Origin of the sequence: Streptomyces cinnabarinus, from assembly GCF_027270315.1 — a bacterium.
In the GTDB taxonomy this organism is placed as follows: Bacteria; Actinomycetota; Actinomycetes; order Streptomycetales; family Streptomycetaceae; genus Streptomyces; species Streptomyces cinnabarinus.
On record NZ_CP114413.1, the window covers coordinates 4,462,293 to 4,478,655 of the forward strand.

Annotated in this window: 15 protein-coding genes and 1 tRNA gene; 8 read left to right on the forward strand and 8 right to left on the reverse strand. The window is 71.4% G+C overall.

Going from position 1 to position 16,363, the window contains the following annotated elements:
* Positions 1-116: 116 nt before the first annotated feature.
* A tRNA-Ser gene (locus STRCI_RS20140) sits at positions 117-210 on the reverse strand.
* A 205-nt stretch (positions 211-415) separates the two neighbouring features.
* Between STRCI_RS20140 and STRCI_RS20145 the strand changes: the two genes are divergently transcribed.
* Complete coding sequence (locus STRCI_RS20145; RefSeq protein WP_269664595.1) at positions 416-856, forward strand: SSI family serine proteinase inhibitor; 441 nt, start codon at positions 416-418, stop codon at positions 854-856.
* A gap of 221 nt (positions 857-1,077) precedes the next feature.
* On the forward strand, positions 1,078-5,082 hold the full coding sequence (locus STRCI_RS20150; RefSeq protein ID WP_269660342.1) for a response regulator: 4,005 nt from the start codon (positions 1,078-1,080) through the stop codon (positions 5,080-5,082).
* Positions 5,083-5,177: 95 nt separating this feature from the next.
* Here STRCI_RS20150 and STRCI_RS20155 read toward each other — a convergent pair whose 3' ends face one another.
* The 6 genes from STRCI_RS20155 to STRCI_RS20180 all read right to left on the reverse strand — a co-directional run bounded on the left by STRCI_RS20155 (position 5,178) and on the right by STRCI_RS20180 (position 10,654).
* The gene (locus tag STRCI_RS20155; protein WP_418953360.1) at positions 5,178-6,833 is read right to left on the reverse strand and encodes a long-chain fatty acid--CoA ligase; all 1,656 of its coding nucleotides are present in this window, start codon (positions 6,831-6,833) and stop codon (positions 5,178-5,180) included.
* A gap of 129 nt (positions 6,834-6,962) precedes the next feature.
* Positions 6,963-7,553 carry a SigE family RNA polymerase sigma factor gene (locus STRCI_RS20160; RefSeq protein ID WP_269660343.1) on the reverse strand — a complete coding sequence of 197 codons (591 nt, stop codon included), beginning with the start codon at positions 7,551-7,553 and terminating at the stop codon, positions 6,963-6,965.
* 170 nt (positions 7,554-7,723) lie between these two features.
* On the reverse strand, positions 7,724-8,869 hold the full coding sequence (locus tag STRCI_RS20165) for a lipid-transfer protein (RefSeq protein ID WP_269660344.1): 1,146 nt from the start codon (positions 8,867-8,869) through the stop codon (positions 7,724-7,726).
* Positions 8,866-9,255, reverse strand: coding sequence for a MaoC family dehydratase (locus STRCI_RS20170; protein WP_269660345.1), 390 nt, complete (start codon positions 9,253-9,255; stop codon positions 8,866-8,868). The genes STRCI_RS20165 and STRCI_RS20170 overlap by 4 nt, the downstream gene beginning before the upstream one ends.
* Positions 9,252-10,145 (reverse strand): bifunctional MaoC family dehydratase N-terminal/OB-fold nucleic acid binding domain-containing protein, encoded by an 894-nt coding sequence (locus tag STRCI_RS20175; RefSeq protein ID WP_269660346.1) that lies wholly within the window; start codon positions 10,143-10,145, stop codon positions 9,252-9,254. The genes STRCI_RS20170 and STRCI_RS20175 overlap by 4 nt, the downstream gene beginning before the upstream one ends.
* Positions 10,146-10,327: 182 nt before the next feature.
* Positions 10,328-10,654: a hypothetical protein gene (locus STRCI_RS20180; protein WP_269660347.1), complete on the reverse strand. Its 327-nt coding sequence runs from the start codon at positions 10,652-10,654 to the stop codon at positions 10,328-10,330.
* Positions 10,655-11,021: 367 nt separating this feature from the next.
* Between STRCI_RS20180 and STRCI_RS20185 the strand changes: the two genes are divergently transcribed.
* Entirely contained in the window at positions 11,022-11,921 is a 900-nt protein-coding gene (locus tag STRCI_RS20185; RefSeq protein ID WP_269660348.1) for a bifunctional DNA primase/polymerase, read from the forward strand.
* A gap of 43 nt (positions 11,922-11,964) precedes the next feature.
* On the forward strand, positions 11,965-12,396 hold the full coding sequence (locus STRCI_RS20190) for a hypothetical protein (RefSeq protein ID WP_269660349.1): 432 nt from the start codon (positions 11,965-11,967) through the stop codon (positions 12,394-12,396).
* Between the two features lie 47 nt (positions 12,397-12,443).
* Here the strand turns inward: STRCI_RS20190 and STRCI_RS20195 are convergent, their stop codons facing one another.
* On the reverse strand, positions 12,444-13,805 hold the full coding sequence (locus tag STRCI_RS20195; RefSeq protein ID WP_269660350.1) for a hypothetical protein: 1,362 nt from the start codon (positions 13,803-13,805) through the stop codon (positions 12,444-12,446).
* 274 nt (positions 13,806-14,079) lie between these two features.
* Between STRCI_RS20195 and STRCI_RS20200 the strand changes: the two genes are divergently transcribed.
* From STRCI_RS20200 to STRCI_RS20215, 4 genes are all read left to right on the forward strand, one after another.
* Positions 14,080-14,751 carry a DUF6461 domain-containing protein gene (locus STRCI_RS20200; protein WP_269660352.1) on the forward strand — a complete coding sequence of 224 codons (672 nt, stop codon included), beginning with the start codon at positions 14,080-14,082 and terminating at the stop codon, positions 14,749-14,751.
* Positions 14,752-14,831: 80 nt separating this feature from the next.
* Positions 14,832-15,275, forward strand: a complete 444-nt coding sequence (locus STRCI_RS20205) for a hypothetical protein (protein WP_269660353.1) — start codon at positions 14,832-14,834, stop codon at positions 15,273-15,275.
* Positions 15,276-15,354: 79 nt separating this feature from the next.
* Positions 15,355-15,843, forward strand: coding sequence for an RICIN domain-containing protein (locus tag STRCI_RS20210; protein WP_269660354.1), 489 nt, complete (start codon positions 15,355-15,357; stop codon positions 15,841-15,843).
* A gap of 210 nt (positions 15,844-16,053) precedes the next feature.
* Positions 16,054-16,284, forward strand: a complete 231-nt coding sequence (locus STRCI_RS20215) for a hypothetical protein (RefSeq protein ID WP_269660355.1) — start codon at positions 16,054-16,056, stop codon at positions 16,282-16,284.
* Positions 16,285-16,363 lie beyond the last annotated feature (79 nt).

A 16,363-nucleotide genomic window follows, 5' to 3' on the forward strand; every position in this document is an offset into this window, starting at 1 on the left:
TCGCCGCGTCCGACCGGGAAGAGGGGGTCTGCTCAGAGCCGCTGAGTACGTGTGCTCAGGTGCTCCGGAAACGACTCAGGGAGCCCAGCTGACATCAGCTGAACTCCCTGATCGGATGGCGGAGGCGGAGGGATTTGAACCCTCGATGGGCTTTAAGGCCCAAACCGCATTAGCAGTGCGGCGCCATAGACCGGACTAGGCGACGCCTCCAGCACAGCCGCTCGCGCGAGCGCGAGTGGTGCGTGCCGATGATGACACAGTCGAGCGCGGTGTCACCAATCGCCCCCTACGGTACTAGGCAGCCGGGGTGCGGGGCAAAGCCCTTGCCGCTGGTGGGGCGGGCCCGCAACGTCCCCGTACGCGGGGCGTTAGTCAGGTCATGTCGAAGGTCATCTCGGACGTCATGTCGAACGTCATGTCGCGGGGCCCCCGCACCCGCCCCCTGCGCCGTCTCCTCCTCGTCGTCGGTGTTACGGCCGGATCGGTCGCCGCCGTCCTTCCCGGCGCCGCCCGGGGTGGCGACCACCTCACCGTCACCGTCCGCGGCGCCGGGGGCGGGATGGACGGGCGGTACGAGCTGTACTGCCACCCCGGCGGCGGCGACCACCCCGATGCCGCCGGGGCCTGCGCCGCCCTGGACCGCGGGGCCCGCTGGGGCAAGGACGCCTTCGCGCCCGTACCGGACGGCAGTGTCTGCACCATGCAGTACGGCGGTCCCGCCACCGCGTATGTCACCGGGACCTGGGCCGGGCGGCCCGTGGACGCGCGGTTCGACCGGGGTGACGGGTGCGAGATCGCCCGGTGGGACCGGCTCGTGCCCGTACTGCCCGATCTGCGGCCCGAGGGCCGGAGCTGAGTCGACGGCTCCGTAAAAGTCCCGCGAAGGTATGGCGAAGCGAACCGACGGTGGACGGACACGGTCATACGTTCTGGGTCACTTCGTCGTGCGACCTCCCTCTCATCCGGCGTCGCCGTCACAACCCCAGCCCTTAGACTCCCTCGCGTGACACGTCGCGGGCCGGTTGGCAAGATGGCCCGAGCGGTCGGCAAGGTGCGGTAACAGGAGGGAAGCGTCTCGTGAGCAGCAGGCCATCCCGAGGCGCTGCTCGCCTCGCAGCCATACTGGACGCGCTCCCCGATGCGTTGGTGCTGGTCAACGCCAATGGGACCGTCGTCAACGCCAACACCATCGCGCTGGAGGCCTTCGAGGCACCCGGGACCGCCCTGGTGGGGCGCGGGCTGCTCGATCTGCTGCCGCAGTTCGACTCCAAGCTGATCCCGGGATCCATGCGGCGTCCCGACCACATGGACCCGGCCGGGCGGACCAAGCCGACCCGGATGATGGCGCGGCGGACCGACGGCAGCGAGTTCCCGGTCGAGGTCACCTCCGCGAATCTGGAGAACGGCCAGCAGGCCTACGACGGTTACGGCTACACCAGCGACGAGCTGCTGATGCTCGTCGTGCGCGACCTCTCCGGGACCATCGACACCGAGGCCGAGCTGGCCCGTTCGCAGCGGCAGACCGAGATGATCCTGCGGGCCGCCTCCGAGGGCGTCGTGGGCACGGACACGGACGGCAGGATCGTCCTCGTCAACCCGGCCGCCGCTCAGATACTGGGCTACCGGGCCAGCGATCTCGGCGGGCGCGAGCTGCACGACCTCGTCCTGCACTCCCGACCCGACGGGACGCCTTTCCCGTACGAGGAGTCCCCGCTCGCCGACACCCTGCGCTCCGGGCGCAAGCACCGGGTGCGCGGGCAGGTGCTGTTCGCCAAGAGCGGCGAGCAGGTGCCGGTCGACCTGACCACCGCGCCGGTGCGCGACGGCGACCAGCTCGTCGGCGCCGTGATGACCTTCACCGACCGGCGGCCCTACGACTCCCTCGTCGAGGAGAAGGCCTCCTCCGACAAGCGGCACGAGGACGATCTGGAGCGGCTCTCCGAGGAGCACGCCTCCGAGCTGACCGCGCTGCGCCAGAAGCATGTGGGCGAGGTCGAGGAGCTCCAGGAGCGGCACGCGGAGGAACTCGCCGCGAACGAGGAGCGGTACGCCGCGCTCGGCGAGCGGGAGAAGGACCGGTTCGAGGCCCTCGCCGGGCGCCATGAGCAGCTCCTCACCCTGCTCGGGACGTCCCTGCGCGGGCCCCTGGACGAACTGCGCCGTGAGCTCGCCGCGCTGGCCGCGGACGACGCCGGCCAGCTGTGGCCCGAGGCCAACCAGGTGCTGCACCACCTCTCGGCCGGCTACTCCCGGATCACCACCCTCATCGACAACGTCCTCGGCTACCAGCGGCTGGACACGGGCGGCGAGCAGATCACCCGGACCAAGGTGATGCTGGACGCGGTCGTCGCGGCCGGTGTCGACGGGGCCGTCGAGCTGATCGGCCCCGGCCGGGTGCAGTTCGCCGTGCACGCGCCGCCCATCGAGGCCGAGGTCGACACCCGGCTGCTGGCGACCGCGCTGGCGCATCTGGTCGCCGATGTCGCGGGCGTCGACGCCACCGGCAACACGCCCGTCTCGGCGGGCGGCTACCTGGACAACACGGTCGTCGTGGCGGCGGCGCAGCGCGGCGAGGTCGTGCGCATCGAGGTGCGCGGGCCGTACGCCGGGGGAGACCCGGTGCACGAGCCGATCGTGCGCGGGATCGTGCGCGCCCACGGCGGTGTGCTCCAGACGCACGAGGTGCCGGGGATGAGCGGCAGCGCGTTCGTGCTGGAGGTGCCGATCGGCGGTGGCGCCGGGACGGTTCCGGCCGCCGAGATCGCCGTGCTCGCGGACGAGGCACCGGCCGCCGAACAGCCGGCCACCGGTGGCGGCGGGCGGCGGCGGGCCCGGCGGTCCTCCGTGGACGCCTTCCTGGAGAGCGAGGTCGCCGGGCAGTCCGGCGACGGCGAGAGCGAGTCCGCGCCCACCGGGCGGCGCAGGCGGCGCGCGGCGGAGACCGCGGAGACCAAGGAGACCGCCGCACCGGTTCCGGCCCAGGCCCAGGCTCCGTCCTCGGCTCCGGCCTCGGCTCCGGCCGAGCTGCCGAGCGGGACCGGGCGGCGGCGCGGGCGTCCGGCGGAGGTCGCCGGCGCGGAGGTCGCCGGCGCGGAGGTCGCCGGCGCGGAGGTCGCCGTGGCGAACCCGGGGGCCGAGATCGCGCTGGCGAACGCCGGTGACGGGGTGGCCGAGGGTGCCGTCGTCATGGCCGCCGAGCATGCCGCGGGCACCGCGGCCGTGGGGACCGGTCTGGGCGGCACCGTGCCGCCGCAGGGCGTCCCGGGGCCGGGCGGGCGGCGGGCCCGACGGGACTCCGGCGAGCAGCACGCGCTGCCTCCGGCGCTGCCCGCGGCCGGGGCGTCCGGGCCGGTTCCGGCTCAGCCGACGCCGGGCACGGGCTCGGGCCAGGACGAGGACGGTCAGCCGACCGGGCGGCGGCGCCGCGCGCTGGCGGCCGCCAATGAGCGGGCGGCCGCGCAGGAGGCGGGTCCGCGTACGGTGTTCGCGCTGCCGCCGGCCAAGGCGGACCGGGCGGACGTGCAGGCTCCGGTGGCGATGAGCGCGGTGCCCGCACAGGTGCCCGCCCAGCTTCCGGCCCCCGCCGCGGACGGTCCCGTCGCCGACGACGGGCGGCACGACGCCGTACCGCACGACCACTCCGAGGACCACACGCCGCCGCAGCCGCATCCGACGAGCGCGCCGACCGGGCGTCGGCGGCGGGCCGTCGCCGCGCCCGCGCAGGGGCAGCCGGAGCAGGAAGCGGTGGCGGCCCAGCAGGCGCAGGCCCCCGTGGCCGCTCCCCTCCCCGCCGAGGCCGCCGCTCCCCAGCCATGGCCGGCCGCGGACGGCGACACCCCCGGCGCCGGTACGGCCGTGCCCACGCAGGGCACCCCCGCTCCGGGTACGCCGCTGCCCCCCGAGGCCGCCGCGCCCCGGGCCGCGCAGCCGTTGCCCGCCGAGGCCGCCGTGCCCGTGGACCCGAACTCCACGCAGGGGCGGGCGATCAGTGTGCGGACGCTCGGCCAGGGCGTGCCGTTCACCCGGCAGGCGGTGCAGGTGCAGCAGGCGTCGGCGACGCCGCCCCCGCATCAGTCGACCGGCGGCGGCAAGCGCCGCAAGCTGGGCACGCGGCCGGACCCGGCGGGCGCCGCGCAGCCGGAGCAGTTGGCGCGGCCCCATCCGCAGGCCGAGCAGCCCCAGCCGCAGCCGTCCCTCGCCGGGCAGCCCCGGCTGGCGCAGGCCACCGAGGGCACCGGACGGTCGTACGCCATAGGCGCGCCGGACGAGAACGCCGCCGAGGGTCCGGAGCCGCTGGACGGTCCGGGCGGGGCGGTGGAGGTCTCGGACACCCCGCGCCCGCAGCCGATGGACGACGAGCTGCCGCCGGAGCCGCTGGACAACCCGCGGCGGCTGCTGGTGTGGCCCGCGCCGGACGTCACCACCCAGCAGGCGCTCAGCGACCGCGGCTATCGGCCGGTCATCGTGCACTCGCGCGAGGAGGTCGACGCGCAGATCGCCGCGTTCCCGGCGGCGCTGTTCGTGGACCCGCTGACCGGCCCGATCACCCGTACCGCGCTCCAGTCGCTGCGGCAGGCCGCGGTGGCCGCCGAGGTCCCGGTGATGGTGACGGCGGGGCTCGGACAGGCCTCGCGGGAGGCGGCCTACGGCGCCGATCCTGCCGTACTGCTGAAGGCGCTGGCGCCCCGGGACAGTGAGCAGCATCCGCCGCGGGTGCTGCTGATCGAGGAGCACGCGGAGATCGCGCTGGCGCTGACCGCGACGCTGGAGCGGCGCGGGATGCAGGTGGCGCGGGCCGCGAGCGACACCGACGCGGTGACGCTGGCGGGGCAGTTCCGGCCCAACCTGGTGGTGATGGACCTGATGCAGGTGCACCGCCGACAGGCCGGGATCATCGACTGGCTGCGCGCGAACGGCCAGCTCAACCGGACCCCGTTGGTCGTCTACACGGCCGCCGTCGACCAGGCCGACCTGCCGCGCCTCGCGTCGGGCGAGACGGTCCTGTTCCTCGCGGAGCGCTCGACGAGCGGCGAGGTGCAGAGCCGGATCGTGGATCTGCTGGCGCGGATCGGCACCAACTAGCCCGAGCAAGCGGAAGAGCCCCCGGCCGGCGCCGGGGGCTCTCCAATTGGGTCAGATCCGGGTCAGATCTGGGTCAGATCTGGGTCAGATCTGGGTCAGATCTGGGTCACATCCAGCGTGCCCTCCGCGTACTGCCTGCGCAGCACCTTCTTGTCGAACTTGCCGACGCTGGTCTTCGGGACCGACTCGATGACCGTCCAGCGCTCCGGGAGCTGCCACTTGGCGATGCCCGCCTGGTCGGCGAGGAAGGTGCGCAGGGTGGCGAAGTCGGCGGTGGAGCCCTCCTTCAGGACCACCGTGGCCAGCGGGCGCTCGCCCCACTTGTCGTCCGGGACGGCGACGACGGCGGCCTCGGCGACCTCCGGGTGGGACATCAGGGCGTTCTCCAGCTCGACGGACGAGATCCACTCGCCGCCGGACTTGATGACGTCCTTGGCCCGGTCGGTGAGGGTCAGGAAGCCGTCCGCGCTGATGGTGCCGACGTCACCGGTCTTCAGCCAGCCGTCCTCGCTGAACTTGTCGTCGGGGCGCAGGGGTTCGGCGTCGGGGCCGTTGTAGTAGGCGCCGGCGATCCACGGGCCGCGGACCTCCAGCTCGCCCGCCGACTCGCCGTCCCAGGGCAGGCGCTCGCCGCCGGGGCCCGTGAGGCGGGCCTCCACCGAGGTGGGGAAGCGGCCCTGGGTCAGGCGGTAGCCGAACTCCGCGTCGGTGCCGACCGCGTGGGCCGGGGGACGGGCGATCGTGCCGAGCGGGGAGGTCTCCGTCATGCCCCAGGCGTGACAGACCCGCATGCCGAGCCGGTCGAAGGCCTGCATGAGGGAGGGCGGACAGGCCGAGCCGCCGATGGTGACCTGGCCGAGCGAGGAGACCTCGCGGGGGTTGGCGGTCAGCTCGCCGAGCAGGCCCTGCCAGATGGTCGGGACCGCGGCGGCGTGGGTCGGCTTCTCGCGCTCGATCATCTCGGCCAGCGGCGCGGGCTGGAGGAAACGGTCCGGCATCAGCATGTTGACGCCGGTCATGAAGGTGGCGTGCGGCAGGCCCCAGGCGTTGACGTGGAACTGCGGGACCACGACCAGGGAGGTGTCCTGGTCGGTCAGGCCCATCGACTGGGTCATGTTGACCTGCATGGAGTGCAGGTAGATGGAGCGGTGGCTGTAGACGACGCCCTTGGGGTCGCCGGTGGTGCCGGAGGTGTAGCACATGGCGGCGGCGGAGCGCTCGTCCAGCTCGGGCCAGTCGTACGCGATCGGCTTGCCGTCGATCAGGTCCTCGTACTCGTGCACCCGCACGTCCGCGGCGGCCAGCAGGCCGCGGTCGCCGGGGCCGGTGACGACCACGTGTTCGACCGTCTTCAGATGCGGGAGCAGCGGGGCCAGCAGCGGCAGCAGGGAGCCGTTGGCGATGACGACCCGGTCGGCGGCGTGGTTGACGATCCAGGCCAGCTGCTCGGGGGGCAGCCGGAGGTTGAGGGTGTGCAGGACCGCGCCCATGGAGGGGATCGCGAAGTAGGCCTCGACGTGCTCGGCGTTGTTCCACATCAGGGTCGCGACCCGCTCGTCGGCGGCCACGTCCAGGTCGTCCCGCAGCGCGTGCGCCAGCTGGGCCGCGCGGGCGCCGATCTCGGCGAAGGAGCGGCGGTGGGGTTCGGGCTCGCCGGTCCAGGTGGTCACCTGTGAGGTGCCGTGGATGGTGGATCCGTGGCTCAGGATCCTGGAGATCAACAGCGGTACGTCCTGCATGGTGCTCAGCACGGCGGTCCTCCCGGGGCGGCATTGCCTACGCGGTGGTAACGGTTGCGCAGATTCTGCGCGCATACCGCGCGGTATGTCACTAGGGGAGGGCGATCGATCAGGTCACGTTGTGCTGAACCGCGGCAGACGCTACCGGGCCGGAGCCAGTTCCGGGTCCTCCCGCAGCTTTCCGAGCGCCCGGGACACCGCCGACTTCACGGTGCCGACGGAGACGCCGAGCACCTCGGCCGTCTGTACCTCGCTGAGGTCCTCGTAGTACCTGAGGACGACCATCGCCCGCTGTCGGGCCGGCAGCTTCATGATCGCCCGCCACATCGCGTCGTGCAGCGCCTGCTGCTCGGCCGGGTCGGATCCGCTCGGGCAGGGCTCGGGCTCGGGCAGTTCGTCGGTCGCGAACTCGTCGACCCTGCGCTTGCGCCACTGCGAGGTGCGGGTGTTCACCAGCGCCCGGCGCACATATCCGTCGAGCGCGCGATGGTCCTCGATGCGCTCCCAGGCCACATAGGTCTTGGTGAGCGCGGTCTGGAGCAGATCCTCCGCGTCGCACGGGTTCGAGGTCAGCGACCTGGCGGTACGCAGCAGCACCGGCTGGCGGGCCCTCACGTACGACGAGAACGACGGGTACGGAAGGGTCTGCGCCCGGGAAGCGTGCGATGCGTGCGGTGCGTGCGCCCTGGGTGCCGCGGCCTTCGAAGCGCTGGTGCAGACGGGTGTGGTCATGGCTCCAACGCTAGGAGCGGGCACCACTGTCACTCATCGGCCGGAGGTCCCGAAGCCGAGTCCGCCTCAGGTTGTAGGGGTGGGGGTGGCTCCACCTCCTGAGGGTGGACGAGCGGCCGGGGGGTACTGCGGGTTTACCCCTGCGGGTCATACGTCCGCAGCCCCGCGGGTCATCCGTCCGTGGTCAGCACCAGCCCCGACGTCGGCACCCCCGTCCCCGCCGTGACCAGCGCGCTCGCCGCCCCGGGCACCTGGTTGACCGCGGTCCCGCGGATCTGGCGTACACCCTCGGCGATGCCGTTCATCCCATGGAGGTACGCCTCGCCGAGCTGACCGCCGTGGGTGTTCAGCGGCAGCCGGTCCGCCGCCACGAACTCCGCCGCCTCGCCCTTCCCGCAGAAGCCGTACTCCTCCAGTTGCATCAGCACGAACGGGGTGAAGTGGTCGTAGAGGATGCCCACGTCGATGCCGGCCGGCCCCAGTCCGCTGGTCCGCCACAGCTGCCGGGCCACGACCGCCGACTCGGGCAGGCCGGTGAGGTCGCCGGTGTGGAAGCCGGTCATCTGCTCCTGACCGCGTCCGGCGCCCTGCGCGGCCGCCGCGATCACCGCGGGCGGGCGGGGCAGATCGCGGGCCCGGTCCAGGGACGTGACGACGATCGCCTGGCCGCCGTCCGTCTCCTGGCAGCAGTCCAGCAGCCGCAGCGGTTCGGCGATCCAGCGGGAGGCGGCGTGGTCGGCGAGGGTGATGGGGCGGCCGTGGAACCAGGCGGCCGGGTTGGTCGCCGCGTGCCGACGGGCCGTGACGGCGACGGGCCCGAAGGCCGCCTCCGGGGTCAGGCCGTAGGTGTGGAGGTAGCGCTGGGCCGCCATCGCCACCCAGGACGCCGGGGTGAGCAGGCCGAACGGCAGCACCCAGCCGAGCGCGGCGCCCTCCGCCGACGGCTCCCGCTGCTGCACCCCCGAGCCGAAGCGGCGGCCCGAGCGCTCGTTGAAGGCGCGGTAGCAGACCACGACCTCGGCGATCCCCGCCGCGACGGCGAGCGCGGCCTGCTGGACGGTCGCGCAGGCGGCGCCGCCGCCGTAGTGGACGCGGGAGAAGAAGGACAGCTCGCCGATCCCGGCCGCCTGGGCGACGGTGATCTCCGGGCTGGTGTCCATGGTGAAGGTGACCATGCCGTCCACGTCGCCAGGCGTCAGCCCTGCGTCGTCCAGCGCCGCCCGCACCGCCTCCACGGCCAGCCGGAGCTCGCTGCGCCCGGAGTCCTTGGAGAACTCGGTGGCCCCGATCCCGGCGATCGCCGTACGGCGGTTCATCGCCCGCCTCCCAGGGTGACGGTCGCGGTGCCGGTCACATGCGCGCCGAGGCCGTTGCTGCCGACGATCCGCACGGTCACCGCATCGCCGTCGAGCGCCTCGATCCGGCCGGTCAGCACCAGGGTGTCGCCGGGGTAGTTGGGGGCGCCGAGCCGGATGGAGAGCTTGCGGAGCACGGCCGTGGGCCCGAGACGGTCGGTGAGGTAGCGGCCGACGAGGCCGTTGGTGGTGAGGATGTTCATGAAGATGTCCGGGGAGCCCTTCTCGCGGGCGAGTTCCGGGTCGTGATGGACGTCCTGGTAGTCGCGCGAGGCGACGGCCCCGGCGACGATCAGGGTGCGGGTGACCGGGATGGTGAGCGGGGCGAGCTCGTCTCCGGGCCTCATGCCTCCGCCCTCCACACGGGAAGCGTCAACTCATCGTCGTACGCGTGGAACCCGACCCGCACCGGCAGCCCGATCCGCACCTTGTCGTGCGGCGTCCCGACCACGTTCCCGAGCATCCGCACGCCCTCGGCCAGCTCGATCAGGGCTACGGCGTAGGGGGGATCGAAGGCCGGGAAGGGCGGGTGGTGCATGACGACGTACGAGTGCACCGTCCCCTCGCCGCTGGCCGGGACGGTGTCCCAGTCCAGGCCGCCGCAGGCGTTGCAGCCGGGCAGCCAGGGGTGCCGGAGGGCGGCGCAGCCGGTGCAGCGCTGGATGAGGAGTTCATGGCGGCGGACGCCCTCCCAGAAGCCGGCGTTGTCGCGGTTGACGACGGGGCGGGGGCGCTTGGGCCGCTCCGGTCGGCCCGCGGGGGCGTACTTGAGAATGCGGAAGCGGTGGGTGCCGACGAGGTCGGGGCCGACCCGGAGGTCGGTGCGGGTGGTGACGAAGTGGCCGGTGCCGAGCTTGGTGGTCTTGCGGCCGGAGACCGACTCGATGACGGTGTCGAAGGTGATCTCGTCGCCGGGGCGCAGGGGGCGGACGTACTCCTGCTCGCAGTCGGTGGCGACGACGGAGGTGCAGCCCGCCGCGTCGAGGAGACCGAGCAGTTCGTCGTACGCGGCGGAACGGCCCGTGTGCCCGGACAGGCCGCCCATCGTCCACGCCTGGAGCATGGTGGGCGGGGCGATGGCGTCGGGGCCGGTGTACGCGGGGCTGGTGTCGCCGAGGGCCTCGCACCAGTGCCGGATCATGGGCAGGTTGACGGGGTCCTTGGCGGTGCCCTCGGTGGCGGCGGCGCGGCCTTCGAAAGCCTTGAGCTGCTCGGTCAGGTCTTCGTCGCGGTGCACGACTCCCTCCCCTCTCAGAGTTTCTGACTGTCCGTCAGATGTGATGGAGAGTCAAGACTGCCTCGGAGTCGGGAAAACGTCTGCGCGGCGATGCCGTGGCACCGCCGCGCAGACGTGAACACCCCACAGAGCACACCACACGAGAGACCGATCAGGACCGGTGCCGGACACCGGCCCTCAGCTCACCACCACAGTGGGGTGAAGCTGACGGCCACGTTGTCGTTCCCCTGATTGACGGCTGTGAACGCGGAGCCGTTGACCTGGGCGGTATTGCTCTGGTTCGAGGCGCCGGAGCCGATCGCCTGCTGCTGGGTCGTGGACGAGTTGCCGAAGTTGTCGCCGCCCACGCCGCTGCCGATGATGCCCTGCCAGGCATTCGTGACGGCCGCGCTCGATCCGTCGTCCGCGATGGCGCCGTTGTCCGCCGCCGCGACACCGCTGAAGAGAGCGGCGGCGAGCGGAAGAGCGGAGACGGCGGCGATGACTCGGGCGGTACGGATGCTTGCCATGTTGTTCCTCCAGAACGTGAAGTACGTGAAGCCCGTGAAGCACGGCTCCCCAAGCCCATGAACTACGGCTTCCACCAGGGCAGTTGGCCGACCGCCCCGGCGCTGTGCACGACGTCGCGAATCCAGAGTTGCCCACCGAATCCCCGGCGAACCACCCCGGAAGCCGCGATTCGTCCTCAAGCGTGAGGACAAGTCGATAAACCCCTTTGCTTGACCGGAACGCCCAGGTCGGGGCGGCAGGGACAGCGCGGCCCAAGCGCCGCAAGAGGGGAAGCGTTCCGGTGAATTTCCGGCCAACCCGTCGCCGCCGGGCGAGTCGCACCGGCCCCCTCTTCCCTTTCTCGAACGTACGTACGAACATGGAGGCATGGCCACCACCGACCGGCACGACCGGCAGGCCACGACGCTGGCCCTCGCGCACGCCCTGTCAGCCGCCGAACGCGGACTGGCCGTCATCCCCCTGTCCCGGACCAAACTCCCGGCCCTGCGCTCACCTCACCGAGACACCCCCGCGGACCTGATCCCCTGCCGCGGCGAGTGCGGCCGCTACGGCCACGGCGTGTACGACGCCTCGACGGACCCCGCCCGCATCCGGGACCTCTTCGCGGCGGCCCCCTGGGCCACGGGCTACGGAATCGCGTGCGGCCTCCCGCCCCACCACCTCATCGGCATCGACCTCGACACCAAATCCGGTACGGACTCCTCGGCGGCCCTGCGCGAACTGGCGCTGCGCCATCTGTTCACGATCCCCGACACCGTGGTCGTCCTGACCCCGAGCGGCGGACGCCACCTCTGGCTCAGCGGCCCGCCGGACGTCGTCGTCCCCAACTCGGCGAGCCGCCTCGCCCCCGGCATCGACATCCGGGGCGCCGGCGGCTACCTGGTCGGCCCCGGCTCCCGCACGGACCACGGCGTGTACGGCACGGCCCCGGGCACCGCGCACCTGGCCCCCGCGGCCTGCCCGCCCTCCCTGCTCCGCCTGTTGCTCCCACCGCCGCGCGCCGTGCCGCCCCGGGTCGTACCGCAGAGCCCGGTGCCGCCGTCGGCGGGCGATCACGGCCGGGGCCTGGTCCAGTTCGTCCTCGCCGCGCACGAGGGCCAGCGCAACACCCGCCTGTTCTGGGCGGCCTGCCGGGCCTACGAGGACGGAATCGGTCCCGCGCTGGTGGACCCCCTGGTCGAGGCGGCGATCGACACGGGCCTGAGCGAGCGGGAGGCACGGGCGACGATCGCCTCGGCGGCACGCATGACCGGGCACCGCCCCTGAAATTCACATGCCCTGCCCGGGGAAGCGCCCTAATCTGCCGATCATGTCCCTGAGCCGCATAGTCCTGCCCTCCGGCCGCCCGGTAGACCTCATGGAGCTCCAGCTCTCCTCCACGTACGGCGGAATGCTGGAGGGCTACCCCTGCGCGATCGTGAACAAGATGAAGATCACGGGCCTGCTGCGCTCAGCCGAACGCGCCTTCCCCTCCTCGCCGGTGCATCTGATCCCGCCCGTGCGCGAATATCCCGACGACTACTCCGGCGCGTTCGGTCCGGTCGAGGTGATCCCGAAGGTGGCCTGCCTCGGCTCCTTCCGCTCCACCGCCGTGGACCCGTCCCTGGACCCGGTCCTGCATCGCTCCCACCTCACGGTCGCCTGGTTCCAGCCGACCCCGCAGACCCCGTCGGGCTCGGTCGACGACCACCCGCTGCGGGAACTGGCGTGGGAGGAACTGGCCGAGGACCACGAGCTCTAGGGCTCGGTGGGGTCCATGGCTCGGTGAGGTCCATGGCTCGGTGAGGTCTACGGCTCCTCCGGCAGCGGCGCGGTGAGGTCGAGGGCGTCGGCGAGGTGCCGGGTGACGGAGTCGTCGCCGCGGGCGTTCGGGAAGCTGAAGTAGCGGGTGTGCGCCCAGCCGGGGATGAGCCGCCAGGGTTTGTTCCCCCGCACCGGGACGTCGTGGACTCCGCTGCCGAACAGACGCCCGAGCGGCCCGCCGAACCAGTCACCCAGGAATCCGCAGAACGAGGGGCTGAACGGGAACCACAGATTCGTCCAGCGCACGACCGCGAAGGGCGACCAGTCGTTGAGCACGGCCTTGCCCTTCCAGGTGAAGGAGAGCGGTGTGTCCCCGGGACCGAGCTCCGCCTGCGGCAGCGGCGGGCAGGTGACGATCTCGTGGCGGGCGACTCGCGCCTCGAAGTCGCCCTTTTTCTTCGTGTAGAGCCTCTCGGCGAAGCACATGGGCGTGCCGCAGCTGATGAAGTCGGTGATCCGCCAGTGGTTTCCCTGTGCGCGGAGATCGGTCCACAGCCCCCACTGCGCCTCGCGGTACCGGGTCGTCTCACCCGGGGTGGGGGTCCGCTTCTCGTCCCGCCCCGGCATCGCGGCCGCCGTCGCTTCGAGCGTCAGCAGTGACGGGGAACCCGGGGCGAGGGCATTCCTCGTCATGCCCCAGAGCGTGGTGATTCCGTCGTAGGCGATATAGGCGCCCAGGCTGTGCGCGACGACGATGACCCGCTGATAGCGGGGGCGGCCACCGCCGATCTCCGCCTGGTGCAGCCGCTGCAGCAACTCCACCATCCCCTCGCGGATGTCCCGCCGTACCGCGTACGAACGGGGCGAGGTGTCGAGATAGCGCACCACGTCGACGAAGCTGTTCGTGATGAACGAAGGCCCGAACCTGGTGGCGAGGAAGAGCAGAACGACCCCGACCGTGCCCGTCCCCAGCACGGTGAACGCGATGTTGAGAAGGTTCTCGACGGCCGACTTCTCCCCCTCGAAGGGAATGTCGAGGACGAGGATCCCCCAGCCCGCCAGCAGCAGGAGCGCCCAGCTGGCCAGCCACGCGAACCCGATCCCCTTCGGCGGCAGGCGGCGGATCAGCTTGAGGAACGTCGGCAGCATGTCCGACATCCGGTTCCCCTGCATCAGATGCGCCCAGTGGTGCTCGAAGAACTCCGTCTGCGGACGGTCACCGTCGGCGGGCGCGAGGAACCGACGGGATTCGAACGACTCGGACGCGATGTCCCGCAGCGAGTAGAACTTCCAGGTCCCCGGACTCACCGGCGGCAGTCCCGCGCGGATGAACATCGTGAGGGCATCCAAGGGCCGCTGCTCGCCCATCCCGTGCACGATCACGACAGCCTGGCGTTGATTGGCCATGCACGGTGAATCGGCACCGGAGCGCGCGACCTTGACCGGGAAAGAGGCTTCCTGATCCCTGGCTGATCAATCGTCGCCTGTTTTGCCACGCGAATGATTACGGGCGCGGGCGCCGTCGGTCGGCGCCAACCGCCCGGACGAGGGCCGCCGTTACAGCCGGGCCGGGTCCGGGCCGGGGGCCGCTCCATTGGGAACCTCACTGGTCATGGACGCGGCTACGCGAACTCCCGCCGGATCTGCACTACGTCGCCGCCCGCCGCTAGGGTGCGGCACCATGACTCCTGACCTGCCTCGGGGCCCGAAGTGTGGCGGCACTGCGAGCTGGGAGGACCTCGTCGCCCGATATGCGTGGGCCGATGCCGACGAGCTCGACGCATACACCTTCTCCGTGAGCGCGGGGAAGACGGAGAACGAGGTGATCCGGGCTTTCGGCGGCGATCCAGAAGCGTCGCGGCTGATGACGTTTGCCGAGGCCTCCGAAGAGCAGGCAGCCCACATCTACAAGGACTACGAACTGCTTCGTGTCCTCACCGTCGGCCGACACGTCATCACCATGGAATGGGGCTACCACGGCAGCATTCCGGAGATCGCCAGACGAACGTCCGCTGACGGAGGCGAGTTCTTCAGTGTCCACCAGAGCGTGAATGCCAGGTACCAGGTCATGCACGCCTTCGATGGCCACGTGGACGGCATGTTCGACCCATTCGAGATGGAGGACGCGGCCTGGATGGACCCGGAACCGGAGGTCCCCACCTGGGCACAAGGAGTCGCCTTCCACATGGGGACCCTGTGCTCCGAGTCCTTCGCACTCATGGAACGCACCATGGGCGTGACCATCGATCCCGGATGGCTGGACACAGCACTTCGCACCGTACTGCTCGCCTCCCCCGCTGAGCTCTTCGGCCAGTCGGAGCGGCATGGCTCCCATGAACGCGGCATGGGCTGACAACACGGCTACCGTTGGGAAACCAAGTCATGATCCGTTCCCTCCCGAGAGCGCCCCGGCTCGCCGGATGCGCTGTGGTGATGTCGGCGTTCCTGCTCGCGTCGTGCACATCATCCGACGATGCCGAGAACACCTCTGCGCCCCGACCGACATCGCCCGCACCGAGCCCGACCGGAACGACGTCCGGGCCACCGGAGAAGGACCTCACCGAGCGGGCTCAAGCGGCCATTGCCGCAGTCCACAGCGGGACGTTGGTCGAAGCCGGCGTGGAGCGTGTGAGCGACGGCATCCACACCGAACCCGGCCTGAGCAAGGGCAGGACCTACCAGCTCAACCTGGTCTGCGCCGGCAACGGCAGCGCGCGACTCCAGTTCGTGCCCGCGCAGGCAGGCGCAGAGACATCAGTGCCTTGCGATGAATCAGTGGTGCAACAGCGGATCACCGGGGACGAACTCGTCCGGATCAACGTGGCCGGAGCCAAGGGATCAACCGGCGTGATCGCTTGGCAGATCGACGCCCTCTAGCCAGGAACCTGTGCTCCTCACGGGTGAACTGGCGTTCTGGGCACATAAGCGGAGGTGGACCGGCGATAGAGATGTGGGAGTGATCCAAGACGTACGGTGCCGCCGCATCACTACGACTGCCCTTGTACTGACCGCCGCGCTCACGTCCGTGCTGCTGCCGGCGCCCGGTACCGCAGCGGCACGCGAAGCCGCGGACACGGTCCAGTCCTTCCGCAGTCGGGCCACGTTCGCCTGCCTCGACGACAGCTCCGAGCACGGACTGAGAACCACCATCTGCCACAACAACAGCCACCAGAAGTGGACCGTACATGTCTGGGCCGACGGCACCCGCCGGATGCGGAACCACGCCACTGGCCTGTGCCTGGCCGACTATCCGGACGGCGACGCGTCCACCCAGCCCTGCGACCAGGGCAAGGACGAAAGCTGGATCGTCCATCGGTTTCCGAACGGGGATGTCGAGCTGAAGAACCAGAAGACCGGCCGATGTCTCGACGACAGCGAACACGGCCTACGCACGTTCCCCTGCGGCACACACACCAACCCGAGCCTCTACCAGTCCTGGTTCTAGCCCTGCTGGAAACCCTGCGGTGAATGCGAACGGCCCCTGACCAACTACCAGGTCAGGGGCCGTTCTACTGCGGTGGGTGTGGGATTTGAACCCACGGTGACATCGCTGCCACGACGGTTTTCAAGACCTTTCGGGGGCTGCGGGCTGTTGGGCCTCCCCCGCAGGTCAGACAGGTACCGGCACCCCGGCGGAGCCGTCGTCATCGTCGTCGTGGCCGTCCGCGTAGAGCGCGCCCCGGGAAACGGCCGCCGGGAGGACCCGGAGGAGCTCCGCGCCCGCTACCCAAACTTCGGTCACGCCTGGACCGCGGAAGACGAAGCGAAGCTGCTCACCTGGTACCGGGAAGGGGAGCGCGATCTCGACGTGCTCGGCACGGAGTTCGGACGTCAGCCCGGTGCCATCCGCTCCCGGCTCGGCAAGCTGGGGTTAGAGCAGCTGTGATGTGGCTGGGGCGGTCGGCCCGTGACCGTGCCTGGGGTGCGGGACCAGGCGAGGGTTGTTGCGGTTTGGTGCGGTGGTC